Annotated in this window: 20 protein-coding genes, 2 tRNA genes and 2 other RNA genes; 13 read left to right on the forward strand and 11 right to left on the reverse strand. The window is 56.9% G+C overall.

Features of this window, described 5'->3' with window-relative positions:
* Positions 1-222 precede the first annotated feature (222 nt).
* Positions 223-2,895, forward strand: a complete 2,673-nt coding sequence (adhE, locus tag ATE40_RS10200) for a bifunctional acetaldehyde-CoA/alcohol dehydrogenase (RefSeq protein ID WP_019452743.1) — start codon at positions 223-225, stop codon at positions 2,893-2,895.
* Between the two features lie 119 nt (positions 2,896-3,014).
* Here adhE and ATE40_RS10205 read toward each other — a convergent pair whose 3' ends face one another.
* Positions 3,015-3,599: a thymidine kinase gene (locus ATE40_RS10205; protein ID WP_063918455.1), complete on the reverse strand. Its 585-nt coding sequence runs from the start codon at positions 3,597-3,599 to the stop codon at positions 3,015-3,017.
* Positions 3,600-4,289: 690 nt separating this feature from the next.
* Here ATE40_RS10205 and hns point away from each other — a divergent pair.
* Entirely contained in the window at positions 4,290-4,697 is a 408-nt protein-coding gene (hns, locus tag ATE40_RS10210) for a histone-like nucleoid-structuring protein H-NS (protein WP_004932170.1), read from the forward strand.
* A gap of 185 nt (positions 4,698-4,882) precedes the next feature.
* Here hns and ATE40_RS10215 read toward each other — a convergent pair whose 3' ends face one another.
* The 5 genes from ATE40_RS10215 to rssA all read right to left on the reverse strand — a co-directional run bounded on the left by ATE40_RS10215 (position 4,883) and on the right by rssA (position 10,440).
* Positions 4,883-5,893, reverse strand: coding sequence for an NAD-dependent epimerase (locus ATE40_RS10215; RefSeq protein WP_019452745.1), 1,011 nt, complete (start codon positions 5,891-5,893; stop codon positions 4,883-4,885).
* Positions 5,894-5,902: 9 nt separating this feature from the next.
* On the reverse strand, positions 5,903-7,246 hold the full coding sequence (locus ATE40_RS10220) for a UDP-glucose dehydrogenase family protein (protein ID WP_025159795.1): 1,344 nt from the start codon (positions 7,244-7,246) through the stop codon (positions 5,903-5,905).
* Between the two features lie 43 nt (positions 7,247-7,289).
* The gene (gene galU / locus ATE40_RS10225; protein ID WP_025159796.1) at positions 7,290-8,207 is read right to left on the reverse strand and encodes a UTP--glucose-1-phosphate uridylyltransferase GalU; all 918 of its coding nucleotides are present in this window, start codon (positions 8,205-8,207) and stop codon (positions 7,290-7,292) included.
* Positions 8,208-8,420: 213 nt separating this feature from the next.
* Positions 8,421-9,434: a two-component system response regulator RssB gene (rssB, locus tag ATE40_RS10230; protein ID WP_025159797.1), complete on the reverse strand. Its 1,014-nt coding sequence runs from the start codon at positions 9,432-9,434 to the stop codon at positions 8,421-8,423.
* A gap of 103 nt (positions 9,435-9,537) precedes the next feature.
* Complete coding sequence (gene rssA, locus ATE40_RS10235; RefSeq protein WP_019452749.1) at positions 9,538-10,440, reverse strand: patatin-like phospholipase RssA; 903 nt, start codon at positions 10,438-10,440, stop codon at positions 9,538-9,540.
* A 117-nt stretch (positions 10,441-10,557) separates the two neighbouring features.
* On the opposite strand from rssA, the gene ATE40_RS10240 reads away from it, so the two are divergent.
* The 9 genes from ATE40_RS10240 (at position 10,558) to ATE40_RS10280 (ending at position 14,858) form a co-directional block, all read left to right on the forward strand.
* Positions 10,558-11,022: a YchJ family protein gene (locus ATE40_RS10240; protein ID WP_019452750.1), complete on the forward strand. Its 465-nt coding sequence runs from the start codon at positions 10,558-10,560 to the stop codon at positions 11,020-11,022.
* A gap of 67 nt (positions 11,023-11,089) precedes the next feature.
* Positions 11,090-11,938 (forward strand): formyltetrahydrofolate deformylase, encoded by an 849-nt coding sequence (gene purU, locus ATE40_RS10245; RefSeq protein WP_019452751.1) that lies wholly within the window; start codon positions 11,090-11,092, stop codon positions 11,936-11,938.
* A gap of 176 nt (positions 11,939-12,114) precedes the next feature.
* Positions 12,115-12,199: transfer RNA gene (locus tag ATE40_RS10250), tRNA-Tyr, on the forward strand.
* Between the two features lie 189 nt (positions 12,200-12,388).
* A tRNA-Tyr gene (locus tag ATE40_RS10255) sits at positions 12,389-12,473 on the forward strand.
* A gap of 47 nt (positions 12,474-12,520) precedes the next feature.
* A non-coding RNA gene (locus ATE40_RS10260) (RtT sRNA) lies at positions 12,521-12,647 on the forward strand.
* A gap of 50 nt (positions 12,648-12,697) precedes the next feature.
* Positions 12,698-12,821, forward strand: a non-coding RNA gene (locus ATE40_RS10265) — RtT sRNA.
* Positions 12,822-12,933: 112 nt separating this feature from the next.
* The gene (locus ATE40_RS10270) at positions 12,934-13,506 is read left to right on the forward strand and encodes an LOG family protein (protein WP_019452752.1); all 573 of its coding nucleotides are present in this window, start codon (positions 12,934-12,936) and stop codon (positions 13,504-13,506) included.
* Positions 13,507-13,606: 100 nt separating this feature from the next.
* The gene (xthA, locus tag ATE40_RS10275) at positions 13,607-14,413 is read left to right on the forward strand and encodes an exodeoxyribonuclease III (protein WP_063918456.1); all 807 of its coding nucleotides are present in this window, start codon (positions 13,607-13,609) and stop codon (positions 14,411-14,413) included.
* 43 nt (positions 14,414-14,456) lie between these two features.
* Positions 14,457-14,858 carry a pyrimidine (deoxy)nucleoside triphosphate diphosphatase gene (locus tag ATE40_RS10280; RefSeq protein ID WP_063918457.1) on the forward strand — a complete coding sequence of 134 codons (402 nt, stop codon included), beginning with the start codon at positions 14,457-14,459 and terminating at the stop codon, positions 14,856-14,858.
* Between the two features lie 21 nt (positions 14,859-14,879).
* Here the strand turns inward: ATE40_RS10280 and ATE40_RS25065 are convergent, their stop codons facing one another.
* From ATE40_RS25065 to ATE40_RS10305, 5 genes are all read right to left on the reverse strand, one after another.
* Complete coding sequence (locus ATE40_RS25065; protein WP_415640691.1) at positions 14,880-14,972, reverse strand: DUF1496 domain-containing protein; 93 nt, start codon at positions 14,970-14,972, stop codon at positions 14,880-14,882.
* 200 nt (positions 14,973-15,172) lie between these two features.
* Positions 15,173-17,098: a DNA topoisomerase III gene (locus ATE40_RS10290; RefSeq protein WP_063918459.1), complete on the reverse strand. Its 1,926-nt coding sequence runs from the start codon at positions 17,096-17,098 to the stop codon at positions 15,173-15,175.
* Entirely contained in the window at positions 17,098-18,216 is a 1,119-nt protein-coding gene (gene mnmH / locus ATE40_RS10295; RefSeq protein ID WP_019452757.1) for a tRNA 2-selenouridine(34) synthase MnmH, read from the reverse strand. The genes ATE40_RS10290 and mnmH overlap by 1 nt, the downstream gene beginning before the upstream one ends.
* Positions 18,216-19,259 (reverse strand): selenide, water dikinase SelD, encoded by a 1,044-nt coding sequence (gene selD / locus ATE40_RS10300; protein WP_019452758.1) that lies wholly within the window; start codon positions 19,257-19,259, stop codon positions 18,216-18,218. Before selD ends, mnmH begins: the two co-directional genes overlap by 1 nt.
* A gap of 157 nt (positions 19,260-19,416) precedes the next feature.
* Positions 19,417-19,968, reverse strand: coding sequence for an NAD(P)H nitroreductase (locus tag ATE40_RS10305; protein WP_063918460.1), 552 nt, complete (start codon positions 19,966-19,968; stop codon positions 19,417-19,419).
* Between the two features lie 160 nt (positions 19,969-20,128).
* On the opposite strand from ATE40_RS10305, the gene sppA reads away from it, so the two are divergent.
* A complete protein-coding gene (sppA, locus tag ATE40_RS10310; protein WP_063918461.1) occupies positions 20,129-21,985 on the forward strand; it encodes a signal peptide peptidase SppA in 1,857 nt (618 codons plus the stop codon).
* A gap of 93 nt (positions 21,986-22,078) precedes the next feature.
* Positions 22,079-23,095: an asparaginase gene (ansA, locus tag ATE40_RS10315; protein ID WP_025159798.1), complete on the forward strand. Its 1,017-nt coding sequence runs from the start codon at positions 22,079-22,081 to the stop codon at positions 23,093-23,095.
* Positions 23,096-23,103 lie beyond the last annotated feature (8 nt).

Genomic DNA, 23,103 nt, shown 5'->3' on the forward strand with positions numbered 1-23,103 from the left:
GGGAGTAGAACAAAGTAGGTGGCCACATCGCCGGTTCCGTTCTCCTCACTGCCTGCCCCTCCGGTTGGCGTAGGGTAAAGCTCTTTAAGCAAATCAGCAGCATGCGAAGAAATAACGCGGGAAATCCCCGGTATTCGAATCACCGTTTATCCGCGTTATGACTATACTAGTGGCTCGCACGGCTTATTTACTGAAAGAGTTTAACATTATCAGGAGAGCATTATGGCTGTAACGAATGTCGCTGAACTGAACGAGCTTGTCGCACGTGTCAAAAAAGCCCAGCGCGAATATGCCAACTTCACTCAAGAGCAAGTGGACAAAATCTTCCGCGCTGCCGCCCTCGCCGCTGCTGATGCCCGTATCCCGTTGGCCAAAATGGCCGTGGAAGAATCCGGAATGGGTATCGTCGAAGACAAAGTGATCAAAAACCACTTCGCTTCCGAGTACATCTACAACGCCTATAAAGACGAAAAAACCTGTGGCATCCTGTCTGAAGATGACACTTTCGGTACCATCACCATCGCCGAACCTATCGGCCTGATTTGCGGTATCGTCCCTACCACCAACCCAACTTCTACCGCGATCTTCAAAGCGCTGATCAGCCTCAAAACCCGCAACGGCATCATCTTCTCGCCACATCCGCGCGCGAAGAATGCCACCAACAAAGCCGCCGATATCGTGCTGCAGGCCGCTATCGCCGCCGGTGCGCCAAAAGACATCATCGGTTGGATCGATCAGCCTACCGTCGAGCTGTCCAACCAGCTGATGCACCACCCTGACATCAACCTGATCCTGGCCACCGGTGGCCCGGGCATGGTGAAAGCCGCCTACAGCTCAGGCAAACCGGCGATCGGCGTAGGTGCCGGTAATACGCCGGTGGTAGTAGACGAAACCGCAGACATCAAACGCGTGGTCGCCTCTATCCTGATGTCCAAAACCTTCGACAGCGGCGTCATCTGCGCCTCCGAGCAGTCGGTCATCGTCGTTGACTCCGTCTATGATGCGGTGCGCGAACGCTTCGCCTCCCACGGCGGCTACCTGCTGCAGGGTAAAGAGCTGAAAGCGGTGCAGGACATCATTTTGAAAAACGGCGGCCTGAACGCGGCCATCGTGGGTCAATCCGCGCCGAAAATCGCCGAGATGGCAGGCATTAAAGTGCCGGCCAACACCAAGGTGCTGATCGGTGAAGTGAAACTGGTCGACGAAACCGAACCTTTCGCGCATGAAAAACTGTCGCCTACCCTGGCGATGTACCGCGCCAAAGACTTCGAAGACGCGGTCTCCAAAGCCGAAAAACTGGTCGCCATGGGCGGTATCGGCCACACCTCCTGCCTGTACACAGACCAGGATAACCAAACGGCTCGCGTCGCCTACTTCGGCGATAAAATGAAAACGGCTCGCATCCTGATCAACACCCCGGCTTCTCAGGGCGGCATCGGCGACCTGTACAACTTTAAACTCGCGCCTTCGCTGACGCTGGGTTGCGGTTCCTGGGGTGGTAACTCCATCTCTGAAAACGTCGGACCTAAACACCTGATCAACAAGAAAACTGTAGCGAAGCGAGCAGAAAACATGTTGTGGCATAAACTTCCGAAATCGATCTACTTCCGCCGTGGCTCGCTGCCTATCGCGCTGGAAGAAGTGGCGACCGACGGGGCGAAACGCGCCTTCATCGTGACCGACCGTTTCCTGTTCAACAACGGCTATGCCGACCAGATCACCAAGGTTCTGAAGTCACACGGCATCGAAACCGAAGTGTTCTTCGAAGTAGAGGCCGATCCGACGCTGAGCATCGTGCGTAAAGGCGCCGAGCAGATGAACTCCTTCAAACCGGACGTCATCATCGCGCTGGGCGGCGGTTCGCCGATGGACGCCGCGAAAATCATGTGGGTGCTGTACGAACATCCTGAAACCCACTTCGAGGATCTGGCGCTGCGCTTCATGGACATCCGCAAGCGTATCTACAAATTCCCGAAAATGGGCGTGAAAGCGAAAATGATCGCCATCACCACCACGTCAGGTACCGGTTCAGAAGTCACACCGTTCGCGGTCGTGACCGACGACGCCACCGGACAGAAATACCCGCTGGCCGACTATGCGCTGACCCCGGACATGGCGATTGTCGACGCCAACCTGGTGATGAACATGCCGAAATCCCTGTGCGCCTTCGGTGGCCTGGATGCGGTGACCCACGCGCTGGAAGCTTACGTGTCGGTGCTGGCGAACGAATACTCCGACGGCCAGGCGCTGCAGGCGCTGAAACTGTTGAAAGAGTATCTGCCGGCCAGCTACAAAGAAGGCGCGAAAAACCCGGTTGCCCGTGAACGCGTGCACAACGCCGCCACCATCGCCGGTATCGCTTTCGCCAACGCCTTCCTCGGGGTTTGTCACTCCATGGCGCACAAACTGGGTTCGGAGTTCCACATTCCGCACGGCCTGGCCAACGCGATGCTGATTTCCAACGTCATTCGCTACAACGCGAACGACAACCCGACCAAGCAGACGGCCTTCAGCCAGTACGACCGCCCTCAGGCGCGCCGTCGCTACGCTGAAATCGCCGACCACCTCGGCCTGAGCGCACCGGGCGACCGCACCGCGCAGAAGATTGAGAAACTGCTGGCCTGGCTGGATGAGCTGAAAACAGAGTTGGGCATCCCAACCTCCATCCGTGAGGCGGGCGTGCAGGAAGCGGACTTCCTGGCGAAGGTCGACAAGCTGTCGGAAGACGCTTTCGACGACCAGTGCACCGGCGCCAACCCACGCTATCCGCTGATTGCCGAACTGAAGCAAATCATGCTGGATACCTTCTACGGCCGCGAATTCAGTGAAACGGTAGAAGAGGAAGCGGCAGCACCGGCAGCTGCCAAAGCTGCGGTAAAAAAGTCCAAGAAATAACGGTTCCGTGAACCGATGAAAAAACCCGCCGAACGGCGGGTTTTTTATTGCGCCTGACGCGCTGTTTTTCTGCCCCCGCCGCCAAAGCGCCTCAGCCGGCCCTGGCGACGTTTTCGGCCCTACTCCAGGGAGTGAATCGCCTCTTTATAATGCTTGCGGCAGACAGAGACATAGCTCTCGTTACCGCCAATCACCACTTGCTCGCCGGCGTGCATCGCCTTGCCATTCTCATCCAACCGCAACACCATATTGGCTTTGCGCCCGCAGTGGCAGATGGTTTTCAATTCCACCAGCTTATCGGCCCAGGCCAGTAAATATTGGCTGCCGATAAACAGTTCGCCGAGAAAATCGGTTCGCAAGCCGTAACACAATACGGGAATGTCCAGTTGATCCACCACGTCGCACAATTGTTCAACCTGTGCTTTGGTCAGGAACTGGCTTTCGTCCAGCAGCACACAGTGCACCGGCTGCTGCTGATGCTCTTGCTGAATCATGGCGTACAACATCGAGTCATTGTTATAAAGCTGGGCCTGCGAGGATAAGCCGATGCGCGAACTGACTTTGCCCACGCCAAAGCGATGATCGATCTCCGCAGTGAACACCAGCGTGCGCATACCACGCTCTTGATAGTTATATGAAGACTGTAGCAGCGCGGTGGACTTGCCGGCATTCATCGCAGAGTAATAAAAATAAAGTTGAGCCATGGCCCCGCAACTCCGATGGTATAAGAAATATTCAAATGTTGATTAGGACGGCAAGTGTACCATAACCCGGCCCCGGGCTCAGCCCAAAGCGAGTGAATATTGCGTTCGCCGTAATAATGCGCTTTCAAGCGAAACATATCGTTCTGTCGGTATGTTCTTTTTACAGCTATTTACAGGATAATGTATGCCTGTCATCACTATTAATTCTTGCTAATGGTTATCGCACATTAATGCACAGCCGCCCTTTACCCACCGCAGGCGCGGCAGCCGTGACGGCAGCTCTGGCTATTATACTGCGGCCAATATCGGGCATTTAATCACCTTCACAAGCCCCCCGACGTTTCCTGACGTGATCTTTACCAATATACCCCTATTGTTTACAATGTCTGCAGTGCCACGACGTGATTAAGCCCACAGAACTCATTGTAATATTGATATAAATTGCGGCGATAACTTATCGAGGAAAGCCTTGCGGCACGTATCTTTTAAAGCATGTCTGCTGAAATTTTGGCTTAAGCAAGATGAGGGTAATAGTTAACAGCCCTTCCTATTATTAGTCGTCCGGATCCGATTAACGGTTTCTTTAAAGGTAAATTTGAGTATTCATGTCAATTTGGCTATTGCAGAAAAGAAAAGAGCACTCTATTATTATCGAGACGCCCCCCACCAATATAATTTGAGACTAGGACAATGAGCGAAGCATTAAAGATTTTGAACAACATCCGCACTCTGCGCGCCCAGGCAAGAGAATGCACGCTGGAAACGCTGGAAGAAATGCTCGAGAAACTGGAAGTTGTTGTGAACGAACGTCGCGAAGAAGACAGCCAGGCTCAAGCAGAAATCGAAGAACGCACTCGTAAACTGCAGCAATACCGCGAAATGCTGATTGCTGACGGTATCGACCCGAATGAACTGCTGCAAACTATGGCTGCCAACAAGGCTGCTGGTAAAGCAAAACGCGCAGCACGCCCGGCTAAATACCAATATAAAGACGAAAACGGCGAACTGAAAACCTGGACCGGTCAAGGCCGTACTCCTGCGGTGATCAAGAAAGCTATCGAAGAGCAAGGTAAATCTCTGGACGATTTCCTGCTGTAATAGCGACGCAGTCCGTATCTGAAAGGCTCCCTTCGGGGGGCCTTTTCATTTTAAAGCTTATCGTTCGACTCCCGCTCTCTCTCGCCTTTTAGTAAATATCCTAATTCGCTTTTCCTTCTAGCATGAAATTTCAGTGAAAAAAAAGGGACCCTAAGGCCCCTTTATCGCATTACACCCACGTTCAATTATTGAACCTGATAGAATGCCTTATACCAGTCAACGAAGCGCTTTACGCCCTCTTCAACACTGGTTTCCGGTTTAAAACCGATGTCACGATAAAGCTCTTCCGTATCCGCGCTGGTATCCATCACGTCGCCAGGTTGCATCGGCAGCATATTCTTACGGGCAGTCACCCCCAATGCCAGCTCCAATGCACGGATATATTCCATCAGTTTAACAGGCGTGTTATTGCCGATATTATAAACATGATACGGCGCGGAACTGGTCGCCGGCGATCCCTGTTCAACGGTCCATGACGGATCTGCCTGCGGAATAACCGCCTGCAGCCGTACAATCGCCTCAGCGATATCATCGATGTAAGTAAAGTCACGGTGCATTTCACCGTGGTTATATACATCGATGCTCTCCCCTGCCAATATAGCCTTGGTAAACTTGAACAGCGCCATATCCGGACGCCCCCAAGGACCATAAACGGTAAAGAAGCGCAGCCCCGTCGTAGGGAGACCGTATAAATGGGAGTAACTGTGCGACATCAGCTCATTGGCCTTTTTAGTTGCCGCATACAGTGATACCGGATGATCAACCGAATCTTCGGTTGCAAACGGCAGCTTGCGATTCAGGCCATATACCGAACTGGAAGAGGCATAGAGCAAATGCTCAACTTTATTATGACGGCAACCTTCCAGAACGTTTAAATGGCCGATCAGGTTAGCATCCGCATAAGCCAACGGATTGACCAACGAATAACGCACGCCGGCCTGAGCTCCCAAATGAATGACTCGTTGGAACTGATGCTCGGCAAACAATGCCGCCATACCTTCACGATCGGCCAAATCCAGCTTAATAAAGCGGAATCCCGGCTTATCCGCCAGTCTGTCCAGACGGGCCATTTTCAGGCCCACGTCATAATAGTCGTTCAGGTTATCAATGCCGACAACCTGATGACCGGCGGTCAACAAACGCTCTGCAACGTGATAGCCAATAAACCCTGCGGCGCCTGTAACCAGGAATTTCATGCCCACTCCTTAAATAACCGGTTTAATCGAGGCGCCGCGGCCAATCGCGTAGTAGGTAAAGCCGCGATTTTCCAAACGCTCCGGATCGTACAGGTTACGTCCATCGAAGATCACCGGCTGCTTCAGTTCACTTTTGATCACGTCGAAGTCCGGTGCGCGGAAATTCTGCCATTCGGTGCAGATCACCAGAGCATCGGCGCCGTGCAGCGCAGCCTCTTTGGTACCCATCAGCTTCAAGTCATCACGTTGGCCATAGATGCGTTGGACTTCGTTCATCGCTTCCGGATCGTAAGCCTGAACGGTGGCGCCGGCGGCCCACAGTTGCTCCATCAGCACGCGGCTGGAGGCTTCACGCATGTCATCGGTATTCGGCTTGAACGCCAGGCCCCACAGCGCGAAGGTTTTGCCCTTCAGATCGCTGCCGAAGTAGTCTTTGATAAAGCTGTTCAGCTTGTCTTTCTGTTGGTAGTTGACCTGCTCAACCGCCTGCAGCAGCTTCGGTTGGTAACCGATCTGCTCCGCCGTGCGGATCAGCGCCTGCACGTCTTTCGGGAAGCACGAGCCGCCGTAACCGCAGCCAGGGTAGATGAAGTGATAACCGATGCGAGAGTCGGAACCGATGCCCTGACGCACTTTTTCGATATCTGCGCCCAGCATTTCCGCCAGATTGGACATTTCGTTCATAAAGCTGATTTTAGTCGCCAGCATGCAGTTAGCGGCGTATTTGGTCAGCTCCGCGCTGCGGATATCCATCATGATCATGCGATCGTGATTGCGGTTAAACGGTTCGTACAGCTCGCGAATAGGTTCGATCACATCTTTATTGTCGGTGCCGATGACGATGCGCTCAGGACGCATGCAGTCTGCCACCGCCGCGCCTTCCTTCAGGAATTCCGGGTTAGACACCACGTCGAACGGCACATTGCTGCCGCGCTTCGCCAGCGTTTCCGCCATCACCTGGCGCACCTTGTCCGCCGTACCGACCGGTACGGTGGATTTGTCGATCACCACTTTGCGATCGGTCATGTGCTCGGCAATGGTGCGAGCCACCGCAGTGACATATTTCAGGTCGGCGGAACCGTCTTCATCCGGCGGCGTACCGACGGCGATGAACTGGATATTCCCGTGCGCCACGCCCGCTTTGGCATCGGTGGTGAAATGCAGGCGGCCGGCCTCATAGTTTTGCTGCACCAGCGGGGTCAGACCCGGTTCAAAAATCGGGATATTACCTTTTTTCAGGTTTTCGACTTTTCGTTCGTCGACGTCGATGCACATCACGTCATGGCCGACTTCAGCCAGCACGGCGGCCTGCACCAGACCCACATAGCCAATACCAAAAACTGTTACTTTCATGTGAAAATCCTAGTTTTTCAAATTAAGACGAAAGATCATTCAATTACTTCTTGTCAGCGGCAACAACCTGTTGCAGCCACTGAGAAAATTCTTTGCCCAGGCTGGCATGACGCATGCCGTATTCTACAAACGCCTGCATATAACCCAGCTTGTTGCCGCAGTCATGGCTCACGCCTTTCAGGTGATACGCTTCCACCGTTTCCTGCTGCATCAACATTTCGATGCTGTCAGTCAGCTGAATTTCATCGCCGGCGCCCGGAGGCGTTTTCGCCAGCAGCGGCCAAATATCGGCGGACAGCACGTAACGACCGACGATCGCCAGGTTGGAAGGCGCTTTATCCGGCGACGGCTTCTCGACCACGCAGACCATCGGCGCGCTTTCACCAGGCTGCAGATCGACGCCCTTGCAGTCGGCTACGCCGTAGTTTCCGACATCCTTATGCGGCACGGGTTCAACCATGATCTGGCTGACGCCGGTGGTTTCGAAGCGCTGCAACATCTCGCGCAGATTGTCTTTTTTCGGATCGGCGCTGTATTCGTCAAGGATCACGTCCGGCAACACCACGGCGACCGGCTCATCGCCCACCATCGGGTAAGCGCACATGATTGCGTGCCCCAAACCTTTCGCGTTCCCCTGGCGGACTTGCATCACGGTAACGCCTTTCGGGCAGATCGACTGCACTTCATCCAGCAATTGGCGCTTGACGCGTTTTTCCAGCATCGCTTCCAGCTCGAAACTGGTATCAAAATGGTTTTCGATCGAGTTCTTGGAGGAGTGAGTGACCAGCACAATCTCGTTAATCCCTGCCGCAATGCACTCATTGACGACGTATTGGATCAGCGGTTTATCAACCAGCGGCAACATTTCTTTTGGAATGGCTTTGGTGGCTGGCAACATCCGCGTACCCAAGCCTGCAACCGGGATCACGGCTTTTCTGACTTTGCGATTTACAGCAGGCATTATTTCCTCTCTTAAAGCTAAAGCGCTCATTTTATGAGCTTGGGCTCGATATAAAAAAACCTTCGGAGTATACCAGCTTATGCGCGCCGAGCATTAGCCAGAACACAAATAGAAAACATTTAGGACTATTACCCGCTCTGATAATCGGGGGAATAAATAAACGGTTTAATTACCGATAAGTGAATAGCTTAAGATCTCGCCACTCGGCACCGATTATTCAGCGCTGAGCATCAGCCGCAATCGGCCCCCGCTCCCCCATACCTGACATTGCCAGGCAGTACAGCGTTGGCTGATCTGATTCATGTAGGTGGCGCCCAGCGTACCCAGCGGCACGCCGTTGCTCAGCTGAATTTGATTGTCGCCGGTATTGACGTTGGCGTGCAGCCCGGCGGAAACCAGAATCAGGTTTTTATTTTCGGCGTGATAATATCCCAGCAACAGGGGGAATTGCCCCTCCAATTTCCCCTGTCGCAATAATTGATTAACCTGCTTTAACAATGCCGACATTTGCGGCAAGCGATGTTGTTGATTAGCCAGATGGTCTTGCAGCAATCCATTAAATAATGCGCGCAACAGCAACGCCGCCAATACGCCATTATCGCCGGCGCGGGTGACGTCCAGACAATAGAACGCCAGATCCTTTTCTGACAGCGCTGCGATATCCAATACCAGGCCGGGATTCTCTCCCGTGGTCAACTGCCGATAATTGATCCGGCAATGCGCAATGGTCTGTTGTACCGGCGGCTGCAGCTGTTTAAGCAATTTAATCGCTTCGGAAGGATTTTTGCTCAACGCATCCCAATCTTGAAACAGCTCGACCTCTTCAATGGCCTGGGAGGTGAACATATTGGGATACAAACACGCCAGCACCGCTTCACGCAGGCGATTCAGATCGGTCAGCGGCTTCAGCAACACATCCTGCACGCCCAGCCGCAATACCTTGGCGATGTCAGCCATCTTGTCGGTCGCCGAGATCACCAGCACCGGGATCTGCACTCCCTGCAGGCGCAGGTGCTCGACAAATTCAATGCCGCCCATTTCCGGCATCGCAAGATCGCACAGAATCAGATCCGGCTTGAAATCATCCACGGCACTCAGCGCCTGTAAACCGTTGGTCGCTTCGCCGGTTTCTGCGCCCAGCGAGGTCAAGTACCCGACCAGCACGGAACGAAACACCTGTTCGTCCTCCACGATCAAGATGCGCTTGTGAGTGAGTGGTAATGCCATCAGCCGAGCCTCGTCCCTTTCCATAGTGTAATAGTGGCTCAAAAAGGTCACTTATGCTCGTCTGAAACAGACCGACCGTGCATTGCCAACCGAGAACCGAGAATTATCTATTTTTTATCAACGGCAACAACCGATCCAGTTGTTTTTCCACCGCCAGCAGTCCCGCCTCGATCGCCTCTTCGGCGCGATGGAAATCCAACGTCGAAATCTGCGGACAGAAAGGTTGGATCAAGACGTCCGGCGGATCGCTCGCCATCCGCGTGCGTTTCAAACGATTTTCCAACATTTGAATCGACGTGCCCATAATCTCCATCGCCGTCGGCGCCGTCGTCGGTTTGCGCTGCCGCATTCTGCCAACCCGCTCTCGCAGACGCCCGCGCCAATTGCCTGCGGGGGCATCATCCGCACTTTGGTCCTCACCGCGTACCGAGAACAGATCCTGCTGCATCAGATGCGCGTCATGCTGCAGATCGACAGCGATGACGATGTCGGCGCCGAGCGCCCGGCAGAGCGACACCGGTACCGGATTCACCACCGCGCCATCTACCAGCCAATAGCCGTCGGCCCACACCGGCGCCAACAGGCCGGGCATGCTGCAAGAAGCGCGCACCGCCTGATGAATATCGCCCTCGGTCAGCCACAGTTCGCGGCCGGTGCTGAGGTTGGTCGTCACGGCGCCGAACTTCAGCGCACACTCGGCGATGTCATTGATCTTCAACAGCTGCCCGACGGCATTAAATACGCGTTCGCCGCGCAGCAAACCGCCGCGCTGCCAGGAAAAATCCATCAACCGGATCACGTCCCAATAGCTGAACGACCGCACCCACTGCTCCATCGCCGGCAAACGATGGCTGGCGAACGCCGCGCCCACCAGCGCACCGACAGAGCAACCCGCAACGATATCGACCTCAATCCCCAGTTTCTTTAACGCATTAATCACGCCGATGTGGGCCCAGCCTTTGGCCGAGCCTGCCCCCAGCGCCAGTCCGATCTTGATTTGCCGCATAGCGCCATCCTCTCGGTAAAGGGTTGCCTCTGCTTTCAGGGTAGATTGTCACCAACGAATATTGTTAGGTAACATATGTGCTAAATTCATTTTCTGCCTCGTCTTTCAGGAGTTATTTTGCCCGAATCATGCCCATGCGGCAGCGGACTGACCTACAACGCGTGCTGCGCCCTTTTTATCAATGGCAGCCAGCCGGCGCCGACCCCGGGTCAGCTGATGCGTTCACGCTTCACCGCCTACGTTAATCATAACGTCGACTATCTGATCGCCACCTGGCACCCCGATTGCGGCGCCGAAGCGTGGCGCAATGCCATCGTCGACAGTTTTAAAAACACCGAATGGCTGGGCCTGACGATCGTGGAAGAGAAAGCCGGCCATGAAGCGGATGAGGGCTTCGTCGAATTCATCGCCCGTTTTACCGACGGTGACAGCGGTACCCCTAAGGCGATGCATGAGCGCTCACGCTTCCTTCGCCGCGATCAACGTTGGTATTATATCGACGGTACCCAACCCCAGCCCGGCAGAAATGCAATTTGCCCCTGCGGCTCTGGGAAAAAATATAAGAAGTGCTGCGGGCGCTAGCCGGCCGGCGCTCCACGTTTATGCCTGCGCAGACAGGCCATTCAGTTCAGACAGGATCCCCAAGCTCATGCCACACCAAAATGTACAACGGAAAGTGTTACGCACCATCTGCCCGGACGCCAAAGGGCTGATCGCCAAGATCACCAACATTTGTTACAAGCACGAACTCAATATCGTCCAGAACAATGAGTTCGTCGATCACCGCACCGGGCGTTTCTTCATGCGCACCGAGCTGGAAGGCATTTTCAACGACAACACGCTGCTGGCCGATCTGGACAGCGCGCTGCCGGAAGGTTCACTGCGCGAGCTGCACAGCACCGGACGCCGGCGCATCGTGGTGCTAGTCACCAAAGAGGCCCACTGCCTGGGCGATCTGTTGATGAAAAGCGCCTATGGCGGTCTCGACGTTGAAATCGCCGCCGTGATTGGCAACCACGACACCTTGCAATCGCTGGTGGAGCGTTTCGACATTCCTTTCCACCTGGTGAGCCACGAAGGCCTGACGCGCGAACAGCACGACCGCGAAATGACGGCCAGGATCGATCAATATCAGCCGGATTATGTAGTGCTGGCCAAATATATGCGCGTACTGACGCCGGCCTTCGTACAACATTATCCGAATCAGGTGATCAACATTCACCATTCGTTCCTGCCGGCGTTTATCGGCGCGCGTCCTTATCACCAGGCCTACGAGCGCGGCGTGAAAATCATCGGCGCCACCGCCCACTACGTTAACGACAATCTCGACGAAGGCCCAATCATCATGCAGGACGTGATCCACGTCGATCACACCTACTCCGCCGAGGATATGATGCGCGCCGGCCGCGACGTTGAGAAAAATGTGCTCAGCCGCGCGCTGTACCAGGTACTGGCGCAGCGTGTCTTCGTCTACGGCAATCGCACCGTTATTCTGTAATCGCTCAATAAATCGGTGCATTTCGTTCAGGGATGCACCGCCAAGAATAAAAAAACGGCAAACGATTCATTTTCTGCATTTCAATGCTTTACACATCCGCTTCATTTGATATGATGCGCCCCGCTTACCGAGACAGCGCTCTCGCAAGCAAGGCCAGTTAAATAGCCATGTAATATGGTGGGGTTCCCGAGCGGCCAAAGGGAGCAGACTGTAAATCTGCCGTCACTGACTTCGAAGGTTCGAATCCTTCCCCCACCACCATCTTCTCTTTGTTGATGAACTTGAAGCGAAAGCTGAAATCTCATTAAACGCTGAGGGGGAGGATGAGAAGCTTCGACAAGGTTCGAGCCGAGCGTAGCGAGACAACGCGCTTTAGCGCGGTAATCCTTAGAAGCACACAACAGGAATTTAGCCCATTCCTTAAAAAATCAGTAAATCCATGAATATCATGGTGGGGTTCCCGAGCGGCCAAAGGGAGCAGACTGTAAATCTGCCGTCACTGACTTCGAAGGTTCGAATCCTTCCCCCACCACCATTCCTTGCACAAAACTCCAAAACCCACTTAAAGCACATCACATCCATAATACTCCGTACTGGGGAAGGATGAGAAGCTTCGACAAGGTTCGAGTCTCACGCAGTGAGACAACGCGCTTCAGCGCGGCCCGCAGGGTGAGTCGCGCAGCGACGAATCATCCTTCCCCCACCACCATTCCTTGCACAAAACTCCAAAACCCACTTAAAGCACATCACATCCATAATGCTCCGTACTGGGGAAGGATGAGAAGCTTCGACAAGGTTCGAGTCTCACGCAGTGAGACAACGCGCTTCAGCGCGGCCCGCAGGGTGAATAGCTCTCGTATCAATAAACTCAATTTATCTCCCTTTATCGCCGCTTTCACCTTGATGTTTTATCTCCACACTCCCAGCAGTAACTTGAACTCCGGCCGACAATTCGCTATACCACTGGCTTCTTTAGTGCAGTAAGGAACAGGTGGATGCGAAACAATATTTGCGTTTTTTGTGGCGCCAGCGAAGGCGTCAACCCCGCTTATGCCGAGCAGGCCCGTCAACTGGGGCAACTGCTGGCCGGACAGGGGCGCCGGTTGATCTACGGCGGCGGCAAAAAAGGGTTGATGGGCATCGTGGCGGACGCCGTGCTGGCCGCAGGCGGTGAAGCTGTCGGCATTATCCCTGAGCGCCTGGTTGAAGCGGAAACGGCGCATCGCGGCCTGACCGAGTTGGAAGTGGTGCCTGACATGCATACGCGCAAAGCCCGTATGGCGGCGTTGGCGGACGGTTTTATCGCCCTGCCCGGCGGCATCGGCACGCTGGAAGAGCTGTTTGAAATCTGGACCTGGGGACAGATCGGCTATCACAACAAACCGGTCGGCCTGCTGAACGTTAACGGGTTCTACCGCCCACTGAGCCAGTTCCTCGAACATGTCGCCGATCAGGGTTTCATGCGCCACGACTATCTCGGTACGCTGCACATCAGCGAATCGGCGCAAACGCTGCTGCAACAGTTTGACGACTATCAGCCTAAAAATTACGACCGCTGGGCGAAATAACCGGCTGCGCAGTCAGCGGGCCCGCCGCTGTCTGCGTTACATTTCCCGCCAAACTCTGCTACTATCACAGCACATTTTTCTCGTGAAAACGGCACCGCTCATGAAGTTTGTCTCTTTTAATATCAATGGACTGCGCGCGCGTCCGCACCAGTTGGCGGCAATTATCGAGCAGCACCAGCCCGACGTGATCGGTCTGCAGGAAACCAAAGTTCACGACGACATGTTCCCGCTGGAAGAAGTCAGCCAGCACGGCTACCACGTGTTCTATCACGGGCAAAAAGGCCATTACGGCGTGGCGCTGCTGACCAAAGCGGAACCGTTGGCTGTACGCCGCGGCTTCCCGACCGATGAAGAAGACGCACAGCGTCGCATCATCATGGCCGATCTGGCGACCCCGCAGGGTACGCTGACGGTGATCAACGGCTACTTCCCGCAGGGAGAAAGCCGCGATCACCCGATCAAGTTCCCGGCTAAGACGCGCTTCTATCAGGACCTGCAAAACTACCTGGAGCAACAGCTGTCGGCAGAATCCCCGGTGTTGATCATGGGCGACATGAACATCAGCCCCAGCGATTATGACATCGGCATCGGCGAAGACAGCCGTAAACGCTGGCTGCGCACCGGTAAGTGCTCCTTCCTGCCGGAAGAGCGCGAATGGATGGATCGCCTGCTGAACTGGGGCCTGGTGGACACCTATCGCCACGCCAACCCGGAGCGCAATGACGAGTTTTCGTGGTTCGACTATCGCTCAAAAGGCTTCGACGATAACCGCGGCCTGCGCATCGATCTGCTGCTGGCCAGCACCCCGCTGGCTTCGCGCTGCATCGCCACCGGCATCGACTATCAAACCCGCGGCATGGAGAAACCTTCCGACCACGCGCCGGTTTGGGCGGAATTTACGCTGTAACCCATCACCCCGGCGCTCGCCGGGGTTTTACTTTGTGAAGCCAATGAAAATTATCGACGTGGTAGCCGCTATTTTGGAACAGAACGGCCGCATTTTGCTGGCCCAGCGCGGCCCAGGCAGCGATCAGGCCGGTCTGTGGGAGTTTCCCGGCGGCAAGGTTGAGCCGGGCGAGAGCCAGTCAGAGGCGCTGGCGCGCGAGCTGGATGAAGAATTGGGGATTTGCGCCCGTGTCGACGCCTATGTGGGCAGCAATCAATGGCAGCAAGGCGAACGCGTCATCCGGCTGCACGCCTGGCGAGTCGTGGATTTCTCCGGCGAACTGCAACAGCGTTGCCACTCGGCGCTGGTCTGGGTCACGCCGCAACAAGCGCAGGAATTCGCCCTGGCACCCGCCGACGTTCCACTACTGGCGGATTATATCGCCGCGCAAAGCGATGCACGCTGAGCGCGGCAATAGGTTACATCGTCACTTCTTCAGGCGCACCCAAATCAAGGGGTTGGTACCGATGGTGTTGGGCTCACGCACGCACTGCAGCACTTCCCCCTCCACTTTGAGCACCGCGCCTTCGGAATAGTTTTGATTCTGGTAGACACAGCAACGGTTGCAGGGCTGCGCCGGCGGCGGATTAACGCCGTTTTTCGCCGTACCCCAGATTTCTGGAGAGACCGGTAACACCACGTCCACATCGCCACGGTTGGCGGCGGCCTGGCCGGAAAACGCCAGCGCAGCGGCGGCCAGCAATCCCATGAGTCCGTGCTTCATTCACTCTTCTCCTGCGCCTTACCGGCGCTTTTTCTGCGTTTTTTGCCCCCGCTGGCAGGCGGCGGTGGCAATCCACGAAACGCCATGCTCGCCCGGCTCTGCTTGGCCTGATAAATCAGCTCTTGCAGCGTGCCGACCAACGGCTGCATAAAGTCCTGATAACGACAGGATTTCTCGCTGATTTGCGTCAGCGTAGCCTCCCAGTTGGCCGTCATATCAGGACGAGCAGCAAGATCCGGCAGCGAGTGAATCAACGCGCGCCCGGTTTCGCTGGAGTGAATATAGCGCCCCTTCTTGTACAGAAACGCCCGCTTGAACAGTAATTCGATGATCCCCGCTCGCGTCGCTTCCGTCCCTAAACCATCGGTCGCTCGCAGGATTTTCTTTAGCGCTTTATCTTGTACGAACCGCGCGATGCCGGTCATGGCCGACAGCAGGCTGGCGTCGGTAAACGGCCGTGGGGGCTGGGTCTGGCGTTCTACCACTTCACCGCGCTCGCACAGCAGCTCATCATCTTTAGCCACCACCGGCAGCGGCGCACCTTCGTTTTCCTCGTCGCGCTCCTTGCTGCCCAACAGCGTACGCCAGCCGGCTTCCGCCAGGAAACGCGCCTTGGCGATAAATTTGCCGCCGGCGATATCCAGCTCGATCACGCATTTGCGGAATACCGCATCCGGACAAAACTGCATCAAGTACTGACGTGCCACCAGCCCATACACGTTCCGCTCATCCTGCGTCAGGTTGACCTTGCCGGCGCGGGCGGTGGGAATAATGGCGTGGTGGGCATCGACCTTTTTATCGTCCCAGCAGCGGTTGCGGCGATCGCTGTCGATCACCGGCTGCGGGTACAGCTCAGGTTGATGTACGCTGATTGCGTTTAGCACCGCGTGACGGCCGGCGAAATGCTCTTCCGGCAAGTAACGGCAGTCGGAACGCGGATAGGTGATCAATTTGTGGGTTTCATACAGCCGCTGGCAAACATCCAGCACCTGCTGCGCACTGAGGTTATAACGCCGGGCCGCTTCGATTTGCAGCGTAGAGAGCGAAAATGGCAGCGATGCGGTATCTGATTCCCGTTTATCATTATAGGCGGTGACCAGGGCCGGTTGGCCTTCGATGCGCTTAACCACGTGCTCCGCCAACGGCCGATGCAGCAAACGCCCCTCTTCATCCTGATAAGGCTCGCAGGATTCGCTGGGCTGCCACAGCGCCACAAAGCGCTCTTCTTTCGGCGTGACGATGTGCGCTTTGACCTCGAAGAAGTCTTTCGGCACAAAGTTTTCTATCTCTTCGTCGCGCCGCACCACCAACCCCAGCACCGGCGTCTGCACCCTGCCCACCGACAGCACGCCGTCATAACCGGCATTGCGGCCCAGCAGCGTATAGGCGCGGGTCATATTGATGCCATAGAGCCAGTCGGCGCGCGAACGCGCCAGTGCGGACACGCACAGCGGAATGAAATCACGGTTGTCGCGCAGGCGTTCGACAGCACGCTCCACCGCCTGCGGGTTGAGATCGTTGATCAGACAGCGGCGCACGTTCTGGCGCTTTTCTGCCGTCAAATCCAGATAGTCCAGCACCTCATCCACCAGTAACTGCCCTTCGCGGTCCGGGTCTCCGGCGTGCACAACTTCATCGGCTTCGAGCAGCAACTTTTTAATCGCATTGAGCTGTTTGCTGACCGAAGGGCGCGGCTGCAATCGCCATTTTTCAGGAATGATCGGCAGATCCGCCAACGACCAACGCGCATAGCGGCTGTCATAGGCGTCAGGCTGGGCCTGCTCCAACAGGTGACCGACGCACCAGGTCACCACATCGTTGTTGCCGCAGGCGATATAACCGTCGCCGCGGCGATGCGGCTTGGGCAATACGTCGGCAATGGCGCGCGCCAAACTCGGTTTCTCGGCTATGAACAGTCGCATTATTCACCGTTTTTCTGGCTGAACGTCATCAAGAATTCTCTTACTTCTGCATAGTTCCCGCGGAAGACGATCCGCTGGGCTTTCTTTTCCAACTGATAGCAATACATCGGATCGTAGTACTGCTGCAACAGGGGCGCCAACCATTCGCGGTGCGCGTCGCCCTGGCCGCTGAGGCGCTGTATCCGCAACGCCGCTTCGAGTCGCAGCGTCAACTGCTGGAAACGCTCCAGCCCCAGACGACGGCGTATGGCGAACAGGCCATGGTGCAAATAGTCGTCGTATTGCCGCCAACCCTCTTCTGCACCATAGGTTTGTTCGAACTGTTCGCGCATGCCGTCGATATATTCCGCCTGCAGGCGCGCCAGGCGAATGTCGAACGGATCGTCGATCACCGCTACCGGCGCCTGCTGCATGCCATTGAACAACGGCAACGGCAGATTGTTGCTGCCGATGATCCGCCCTTCGTCTTCCAGCACCCAACGGCGGCTGCCACCATGCTGTTTTTTCAGCAATAACACAGCCAGACGATTCTCAAAATCGATCTGCGAGCTCTGGCCCGCCAGCGTTCGGCCAAAAGATGAACCGCGATGGCGCGCCGCGCCTTCCAGATCGACGCCATCGGCCAGTTCGTTGACCAGCAGCGTCTTGCCGCTACCGGTATTGCCGCCGACCAGGGCCATCGGCAGCTCGGCGCTTTGCGCCAGCACGCCGAGCAGATAATTGCGCAGCGCCTTGTAGCCGCCGACGATGCGCGGGTAGTCCACGCCGGCCTCATGCAACCATTGCTGCACCAGTTGCGAGCGCAACCCGCCGCGGAAACAGTAAATATAGCCTTCGGGCCGCTGCGCGCAGGCCGTCAGCCAGGCGGTAGTGCGCTGTTCGCGCAGTTTGCCGTTCACCAGACTGTGGCCGAGCGCAATCGCCGCTTGCTGGCCATGCTGCTTATAGCAGGTACCGACCGCCTGCCGCTCGCTGTCGACCATCAGCGGCAAATTCAGCGCCTGGGCGAAGGCGCCCTGCTGGAATTCAATCGGCGCACGCACGTCAATCAGCGGCACGTCCTGCAGGAAAATGCGTGGGTAATCGTCGCTGTCCGGCCTTCCTTGCACGTTGGACACTACTCGACCTCTATCAGCGGCTTACCGGCCGAGGCCGCATGCAACTCGCCGATGGCGTTGAGCGTGATGCCATGCTGCTCGGCAATCGCCAACACCTGCGCTTCCGCCTCGGGCAGCACCGCCAACAGCAGCCCGCCGGAGGTCTGCGGATCGCACAGCAGCTGGCGTTGCAGGTCGCTCATCTCACCCACCAGATGGCCATAGCTGTCGAAGTTGCGCCCGGTGCCGCCCGGCACGCAGCCCTCGGCGATGTACGCCTCGACGTCCGGCAGTTTCGGCACCCGATCGAACCAGACCGTCGCCTGCAGACCGGAGCCCTGACAAACTTCGCTCAGGTGGCCCAACAGGCCAAAGCCGGTGATGTCGGTCATCGCCGTGACGCCCGCCACTTCGGCAAAGTCGGCGCCCGGTTTATTCAGGCGGCACATCACCTCCGTCGCCAGGCCCTGATGCTCCGGGCGCAGCTTGCTTTGTTTTTCGGCGGTCGTCAGCACGCCGATGCCGAGCGGTTTAGTCAGATAGAGTTTCGCCCCGGCCTGTGCGGCGCTGTTTTTCTTCACCCGCTCGGTATTGACCACGCCGGTGACCGCCAGGCCGAAAATGGGCTCCGGCGCATCGATGGAGTGGCCGCCGGCCAGCGCGATCCCCGCCTGCTGGCAGGCGAAACGGCCGCCGTCGATCACCTGCTGCGCCACCTCCGGCGGCAGTTTGGCGATCGGCCAGCCGAGAATGGCAATCGCCATGATCGGTTTACCGCCCATGGCGTATACGTCGCTGATGGCGTTAGCGGCGGCGATGCGGCCGAAATCGAACGGATCGTCGACGATCGGCATGAAGAAGTCGGTGGTGCTGATGATGCCGACGCCGTTGCCGATGTCGTACACCGCCGCGTCGTCGCGGGTTTCATTGCCGACCAGCAGGCGCGGATCGACAAATTTTTCCCGCTCGCTGTGCAAGATGGTTTCGAGAACTTTCGGTGAGATTTTGCAGCCGCAGCCAGCGCCATGGCTGTACTGGGTTAAACGGATCGCTGGCGATGTCATAGTTCACTCCCTTCGATAACGGCACTCAAGATAACATAGGGTAGCGCTTGCCGAGGGGATTGATAAGAGCGGGCCGCCGATAAGCGAACAGCCTGCTCAGAAACCATGCAATTTTGCGGGGTTTGGCGCATTTCCCCGCGCCCCGCGGGGAACAAACTCAGAAATAGCTGACGAAAGGCGCGCTGTCCTGCGGCGTCACCTTGGTGGCGGCCTTCAGCTGCGGCGTACCCAGATAGAGGAAGCCGACGATCTCGTCCTGCTCGCGGCAACCGAAGGCTTCGCGCACCAGCGCATGCTCGGTCCAGGCGCCGGTGCGCCAGATACCGTTAAAGCCCTGCGCCAGCGCCGCCATCTGCATCGCCTGCACCGCGCAACCGGCGGAAACCACCTGCTCCCAGCGCGGCACCTTGGTCTCTTCGGTGCAGTGCGCGATGACGGTGATGATCAGCGGCGCGCGGAACGGCGCTTTAGTGGCCTTCTCGATCGCCGCGTCGTCCAGTTGATCCTGCTTCGCCGCCGCCTGTAGCAGCTGGCTGAAACGCTCCAGACCCTGATTCTCGATCATCACGAAACGCCACGGCTGCAGCGCGCCGTGATCGGGCGCACGCAGGCCCGCGTTGATGATATTTTGGCGCACTTCCCCCGCCGGCGCCGGTTCCGCCAGGCGCGAAGCCGAGCGGCGATTCAATAAAAGATCCAGAGCATCCATCGTAAACTCCTGATAACAATTTTCATTCCGGCCACGTTAACATAGCTAAACGACGAGTTACAGCCTCGGCGATAGCGTCCGTGTGCCACGATTTAAAGCTGACATTTACCCGGCCGCTCATTAGGATAGCGGAACATTCTCGACTCTTGTTGGAGAGCACATGCGCACATTGTGGCAAATTATTGCCGGCATTTTCCGGTGGACATGGCGTCTGCTGAATTTTATCAGGGAACTGATCCTTAACCTGTTCCTGGTATTGCTGATCCTGGTTGGGGTCGGCATCTATCTATCCTTCCAAAGTTCTTCCACCTCGACGGCTCCGGCGCGCGGCGCACTGCTGGTCGATTTAAGCGGCGTAGTGGTCGATCAGCCTTCGGTCAACAACCGGGTGCGGCAATGGGGCCGCGAACTCTTGGGCGCCTCCAGCAGCCGTCTGCAGGAGAATTCGCTGTTCGACGTGGTGGACAGCATCCGCAAGGCCAAAGACGACAAAAACATTACCGGCATGGTGTTGCAGCTGAATGACTTCGCCGGCGCCGATCAGCCGTCGCTACGTTATATCGGCAAGGCGCTGCGCGAATTCCGCGACAGCGGCAAACCGATCTTCGCCATCGGCGACAGCTACAACCAGACGCAGTACTACCTGGCCAGCTACGCCAACAAGGTCTACCTGTCGCCGCAGGGCGCGGTCGATCTGCACGGCTTTGCCACCAACAACCTGTACTACAAGTCGTTGCTGGACATGCTTAAGGTCACCACCAATATCTTCCGCGTCGGCACCTATAAATCGGCGGTAGAACCGCTGATCCGCGACGATATGTCGCCGGCGGCGCGTGAAGCGGACAGCCGTTGGATTGGCGGCCTGTGGCAGAATTACCTGGAGACCGTGGCAGCCAACCGTCAACTGACGCCGCAGCAGCTGTTCCCGGGCGCGGCCGGCGTGTTGAGCGGCCTGCAGGCTGCCGGTGGCGATACCGCCCGCTATGCGCTGGACAATAAGCTGGTGGATGAGCTGGCGTCGCGCACCGCGATTGAAAATCAGCTGGTCAAAACCTTTGGCTGGGACAAACAGGCGAACGATTTCAACGCCATCAGCATCTATGATTACCAGCCGAAACCGGATGCCAACCAGGGCGGCAAGATCGCCGTGGTGTTCGCCAACGGCGCCATCATGGACGGCCCGCAGACGCCGGGCAACGTCGGTGGCGACACCACCGCCGCCGAACTGCGTCAGGCGCGCCTGGATCCGGCCATCAAGGCCGTGGTGTTCCGCGTCAACAGCCCTGGCGGCAGCGTCAGCGCGTCCGAAGTGATCCGCTCCGAGCTGGCCGCCGTGCGCGCCGCCGGCAAGCCGGTGGTGGTTTCCATGGGCGGCATGGCCGCATCGGGCGGCTACTGGGTCTCGACGCCGGCCGACTACATCATCGCCAGCCCGAGCACGCTGACCGGCTCCATCGGCATTTTCGGCATCATCAACACCTACGAGAAAACCCTGGATACGCTGGGCGTGCACACCGACGGCGTGTCGACCTCGCCGCTGGCCGACATCGCGGTCACCAAGGCGTTGCCGCAGGAGTTCTCGCAGATGATGCAGCTGAACATCGAAAACGGGTATAAGAACTTCCTCGATCTGGTCGCCAAATCGCGCAAGATGACCCCGCAACAGGTTGACCAAATCGCGCAAGGCCACGTGTGGCTCGGCAGCGACGCCAAGGCCAACGGCCTGGTCGATCAGTTAGGTGATTTCGACGACGCGGTGAAGAAAGCCGCCGAGCTGGCGAAACTGCAACAGTGGCAGCTCGACTGGTTCGTCGACACCCCAAGCCTGAGCGATATGGTGCTCAGCCAGTTCGGCGTTTCCATTCACGGCATGCTGCCGGCGGCGATTCAGGCCATGCTGCCCGCCCCGCTGGCGTCGGTCGCCAACGCGGTGAAAGAACAGCCGGGCTTGTTCAATAACCTGAACGATCCGCAAAACCGCTATGCGATCTGCCTGACCTGCGGAGAAGTCCGCTAACAAATAATTCTGCAGCCCGGCCATCGCCGGGCTTTTTTTCTGCCGCCATGCCCCTATAATTCAGCCCATCTTATCTTTGTTAAAATCATGACCATGCAAAAGAAATCCATTTACGTCGCCTACACCGGCGGCACCATCGGCATGCAGCGTTCCGATCACGGCTATATCCCGGTTTCCGGCCACCTGCAGCGCCAGCTGGCGCTGATGCCCGAATTCCATCGGCCGGAGATGCCGGATTTCACCATTCATGAATATGCGCCGCTCATCGACTCTTCGGACATGACGCCGGAAGACTGGCAACACATCGCCGACGATATCAAACAGAACTACGACCGCTACGACGGCTTCGTGATCCTACACGGCACCGACACCATGGCGTTCACCGCCTCGGCGCTCTCCTTTATGCTGGAGAACCTGGCCAAACCGGTGATCGTCACCGGTTCGCAAATTCCCCTGGCGGAACTGCGATCAGATGGCCAAACCAATCTGCTGAACGCACTGTATCTGGCGGCCAACCATCCGGTGAATGAAGTCAGCCTGTTCTTCAACAACAAGCTGTTCCGCGGCAACCGCACTACCAAAGCGCACGCCGACGGCTTCGACGCCTTCGCTTCCCCCAATCTGCCGCCGCTGCTGGAAGCCGGCATCCATATTCGCCGCCAGCACGGCATTGACAGTCCGGCGTGTGACGGCGCGCTGCAAGTGCACGACATCACGCCGCAGCCGATCGGCGTGGTCACCATCTATCCGGGCATTTCCGGCGCGGTAGTGCGCAACTTCCTGCTGCAGCCAGTCAAAGCGCTGATCCTGCGCTCCTACGGCGTCGGCAACGCGCCGCAGAAGGCCGAGCTGATCGACGAGTTGCGCGCGGCGTCCGAACGCGGCATCGTAGTGGTCAACCTGACGCAGTGCATCTCCGGGCGCGTCAATATGGAAGGCTACGCCACCGGCAACGCGTTGGCGCACGCCGGAGTGATCAGCGGTTTCGACATGACGGTGGAGGCCGCACTGACCAAACTGCACTATCTGTTGAGTCAGCCGCTGACGCCGGAACAAATCCGCACGCTGATGCAGCAAGACCTGCGCGGTGAACTGAGCATCAACGGTTAATCCACTGA

This window comes from Serratia surfactantfaciens, from assembly GCF_001642805.2.
Taxonomy (GTDB): domain Bacteria; phylum Pseudomonadota; class Gammaproteobacteria; order Enterobacterales; family Enterobacteriaceae; genus Serratia; species Serratia surfactantfaciens.

Bases quoted from the DNA above. Each gene is read 5' to 3' on its own strand.
- ATE40_RS10305 (WP_063918460.1), bottom strand. From the start codon at position 19,968: ATGGATGCTCTGGATCTTTTATTGAATCGCCGCTCGGCTTCGCGCCTG.
- galU (WP_025159796.1), bottom strand. From the start codon at position 8,207: ATGCCTGCTGTAAATCGCAAAGTCAGAAAAGCCGTGATCCCGGTTGCA.
- rssB (WP_025159797.1), bottom strand. From the start codon at position 9,434: ATGGCATTACCACTCACTCACAAGCGCATCTTGATCGTGGAGGACGAA.
- sppA (WP_063918461.1), top strand. From the start codon at position 20,129: ATGCGCACATTGTGGCAAATTATTGCCGGCATTTTCCGGTGGACATGG.
- ATE40_RS10280 (WP_063918457.1), top strand. From the start codon at position 14,457: ATGAAAATTATCGACGTGGTAGCCGCTATTTTGGAACAGAACGGCCGC.
- hns (WP_004932170.1), top strand. From the start codon at position 4,290: ATGAGCGAAGCATTAAAGATTTTGAACAACATCCGCACTCTGCGCGCC.
- ATE40_RS10290 (WP_063918459.1), bottom strand. From the start codon at position 17,098: ATGCGACTGTTCATAGCCGAGAAACCGAGTTTGGCGCGCGCCATTGCC.
- rssA (WP_019452749.1), bottom strand. From the start codon at position 10,440: ATGCGGCAAATCAAGATCGGACTGGCGCTGGGGGCAGGCTCGGCCAAA.
- ATE40_RS10205 (WP_063918455.1), bottom strand. From the start codon at position 3,599: ATGGCTCAACTTTATTTTTATTACTCTGCGATGAATGCCGGCAAGTCC.
- xthA (WP_063918456.1), top strand. From the start codon at position 13,607: ATGAAGTTTGTCTCTTTTAATATCAATGGACTGCGCGCGCGTCCGCAC.
- adhE (WP_019452743.1), top strand. From the start codon at position 223: ATGGCTGTAACGAATGTCGCTGAACTGAACGAGCTTGTCGCACGTGTC.
- selD (WP_019452758.1), bottom strand. From the start codon at position 19,259: ATGACATCGCCAGCGATCCGTTTAACCCAGTACAGCCATGGCGCTGGC.
- ansA (WP_025159798.1), top strand. From the start codon at position 22,079: ATGCAAAAGAAATCCATTTACGTCGCCTACACCGGCGGCACCATCGGC.
- ATE40_RS10220 (WP_025159795.1), bottom strand. From the start codon at position 7,246: ATGAAAGTAACAGTTTTTGGTATTGGCTATGTGGGTCTGGTGCAGGCC.
- purU (WP_019452751.1), top strand. From the start codon at position 11,090: ATGCCACACCAAAATGTACAACGGAAAGTGTTACGCACCATCTGCCCG.
- ATE40_RS10215 (WP_019452745.1), bottom strand. From the start codon at position 5,893: ATGAAATTCCTGGTTACAGGCGCCGCAGGGTTTATTGGCTATCACGTT.
- ATE40_RS10270 (WP_019452752.1), top strand. From the start codon at position 12,934: ATGCGAAACAATATTTGCGTTTTTTGTGGCGCCAGCGAAGGCGTCAAC.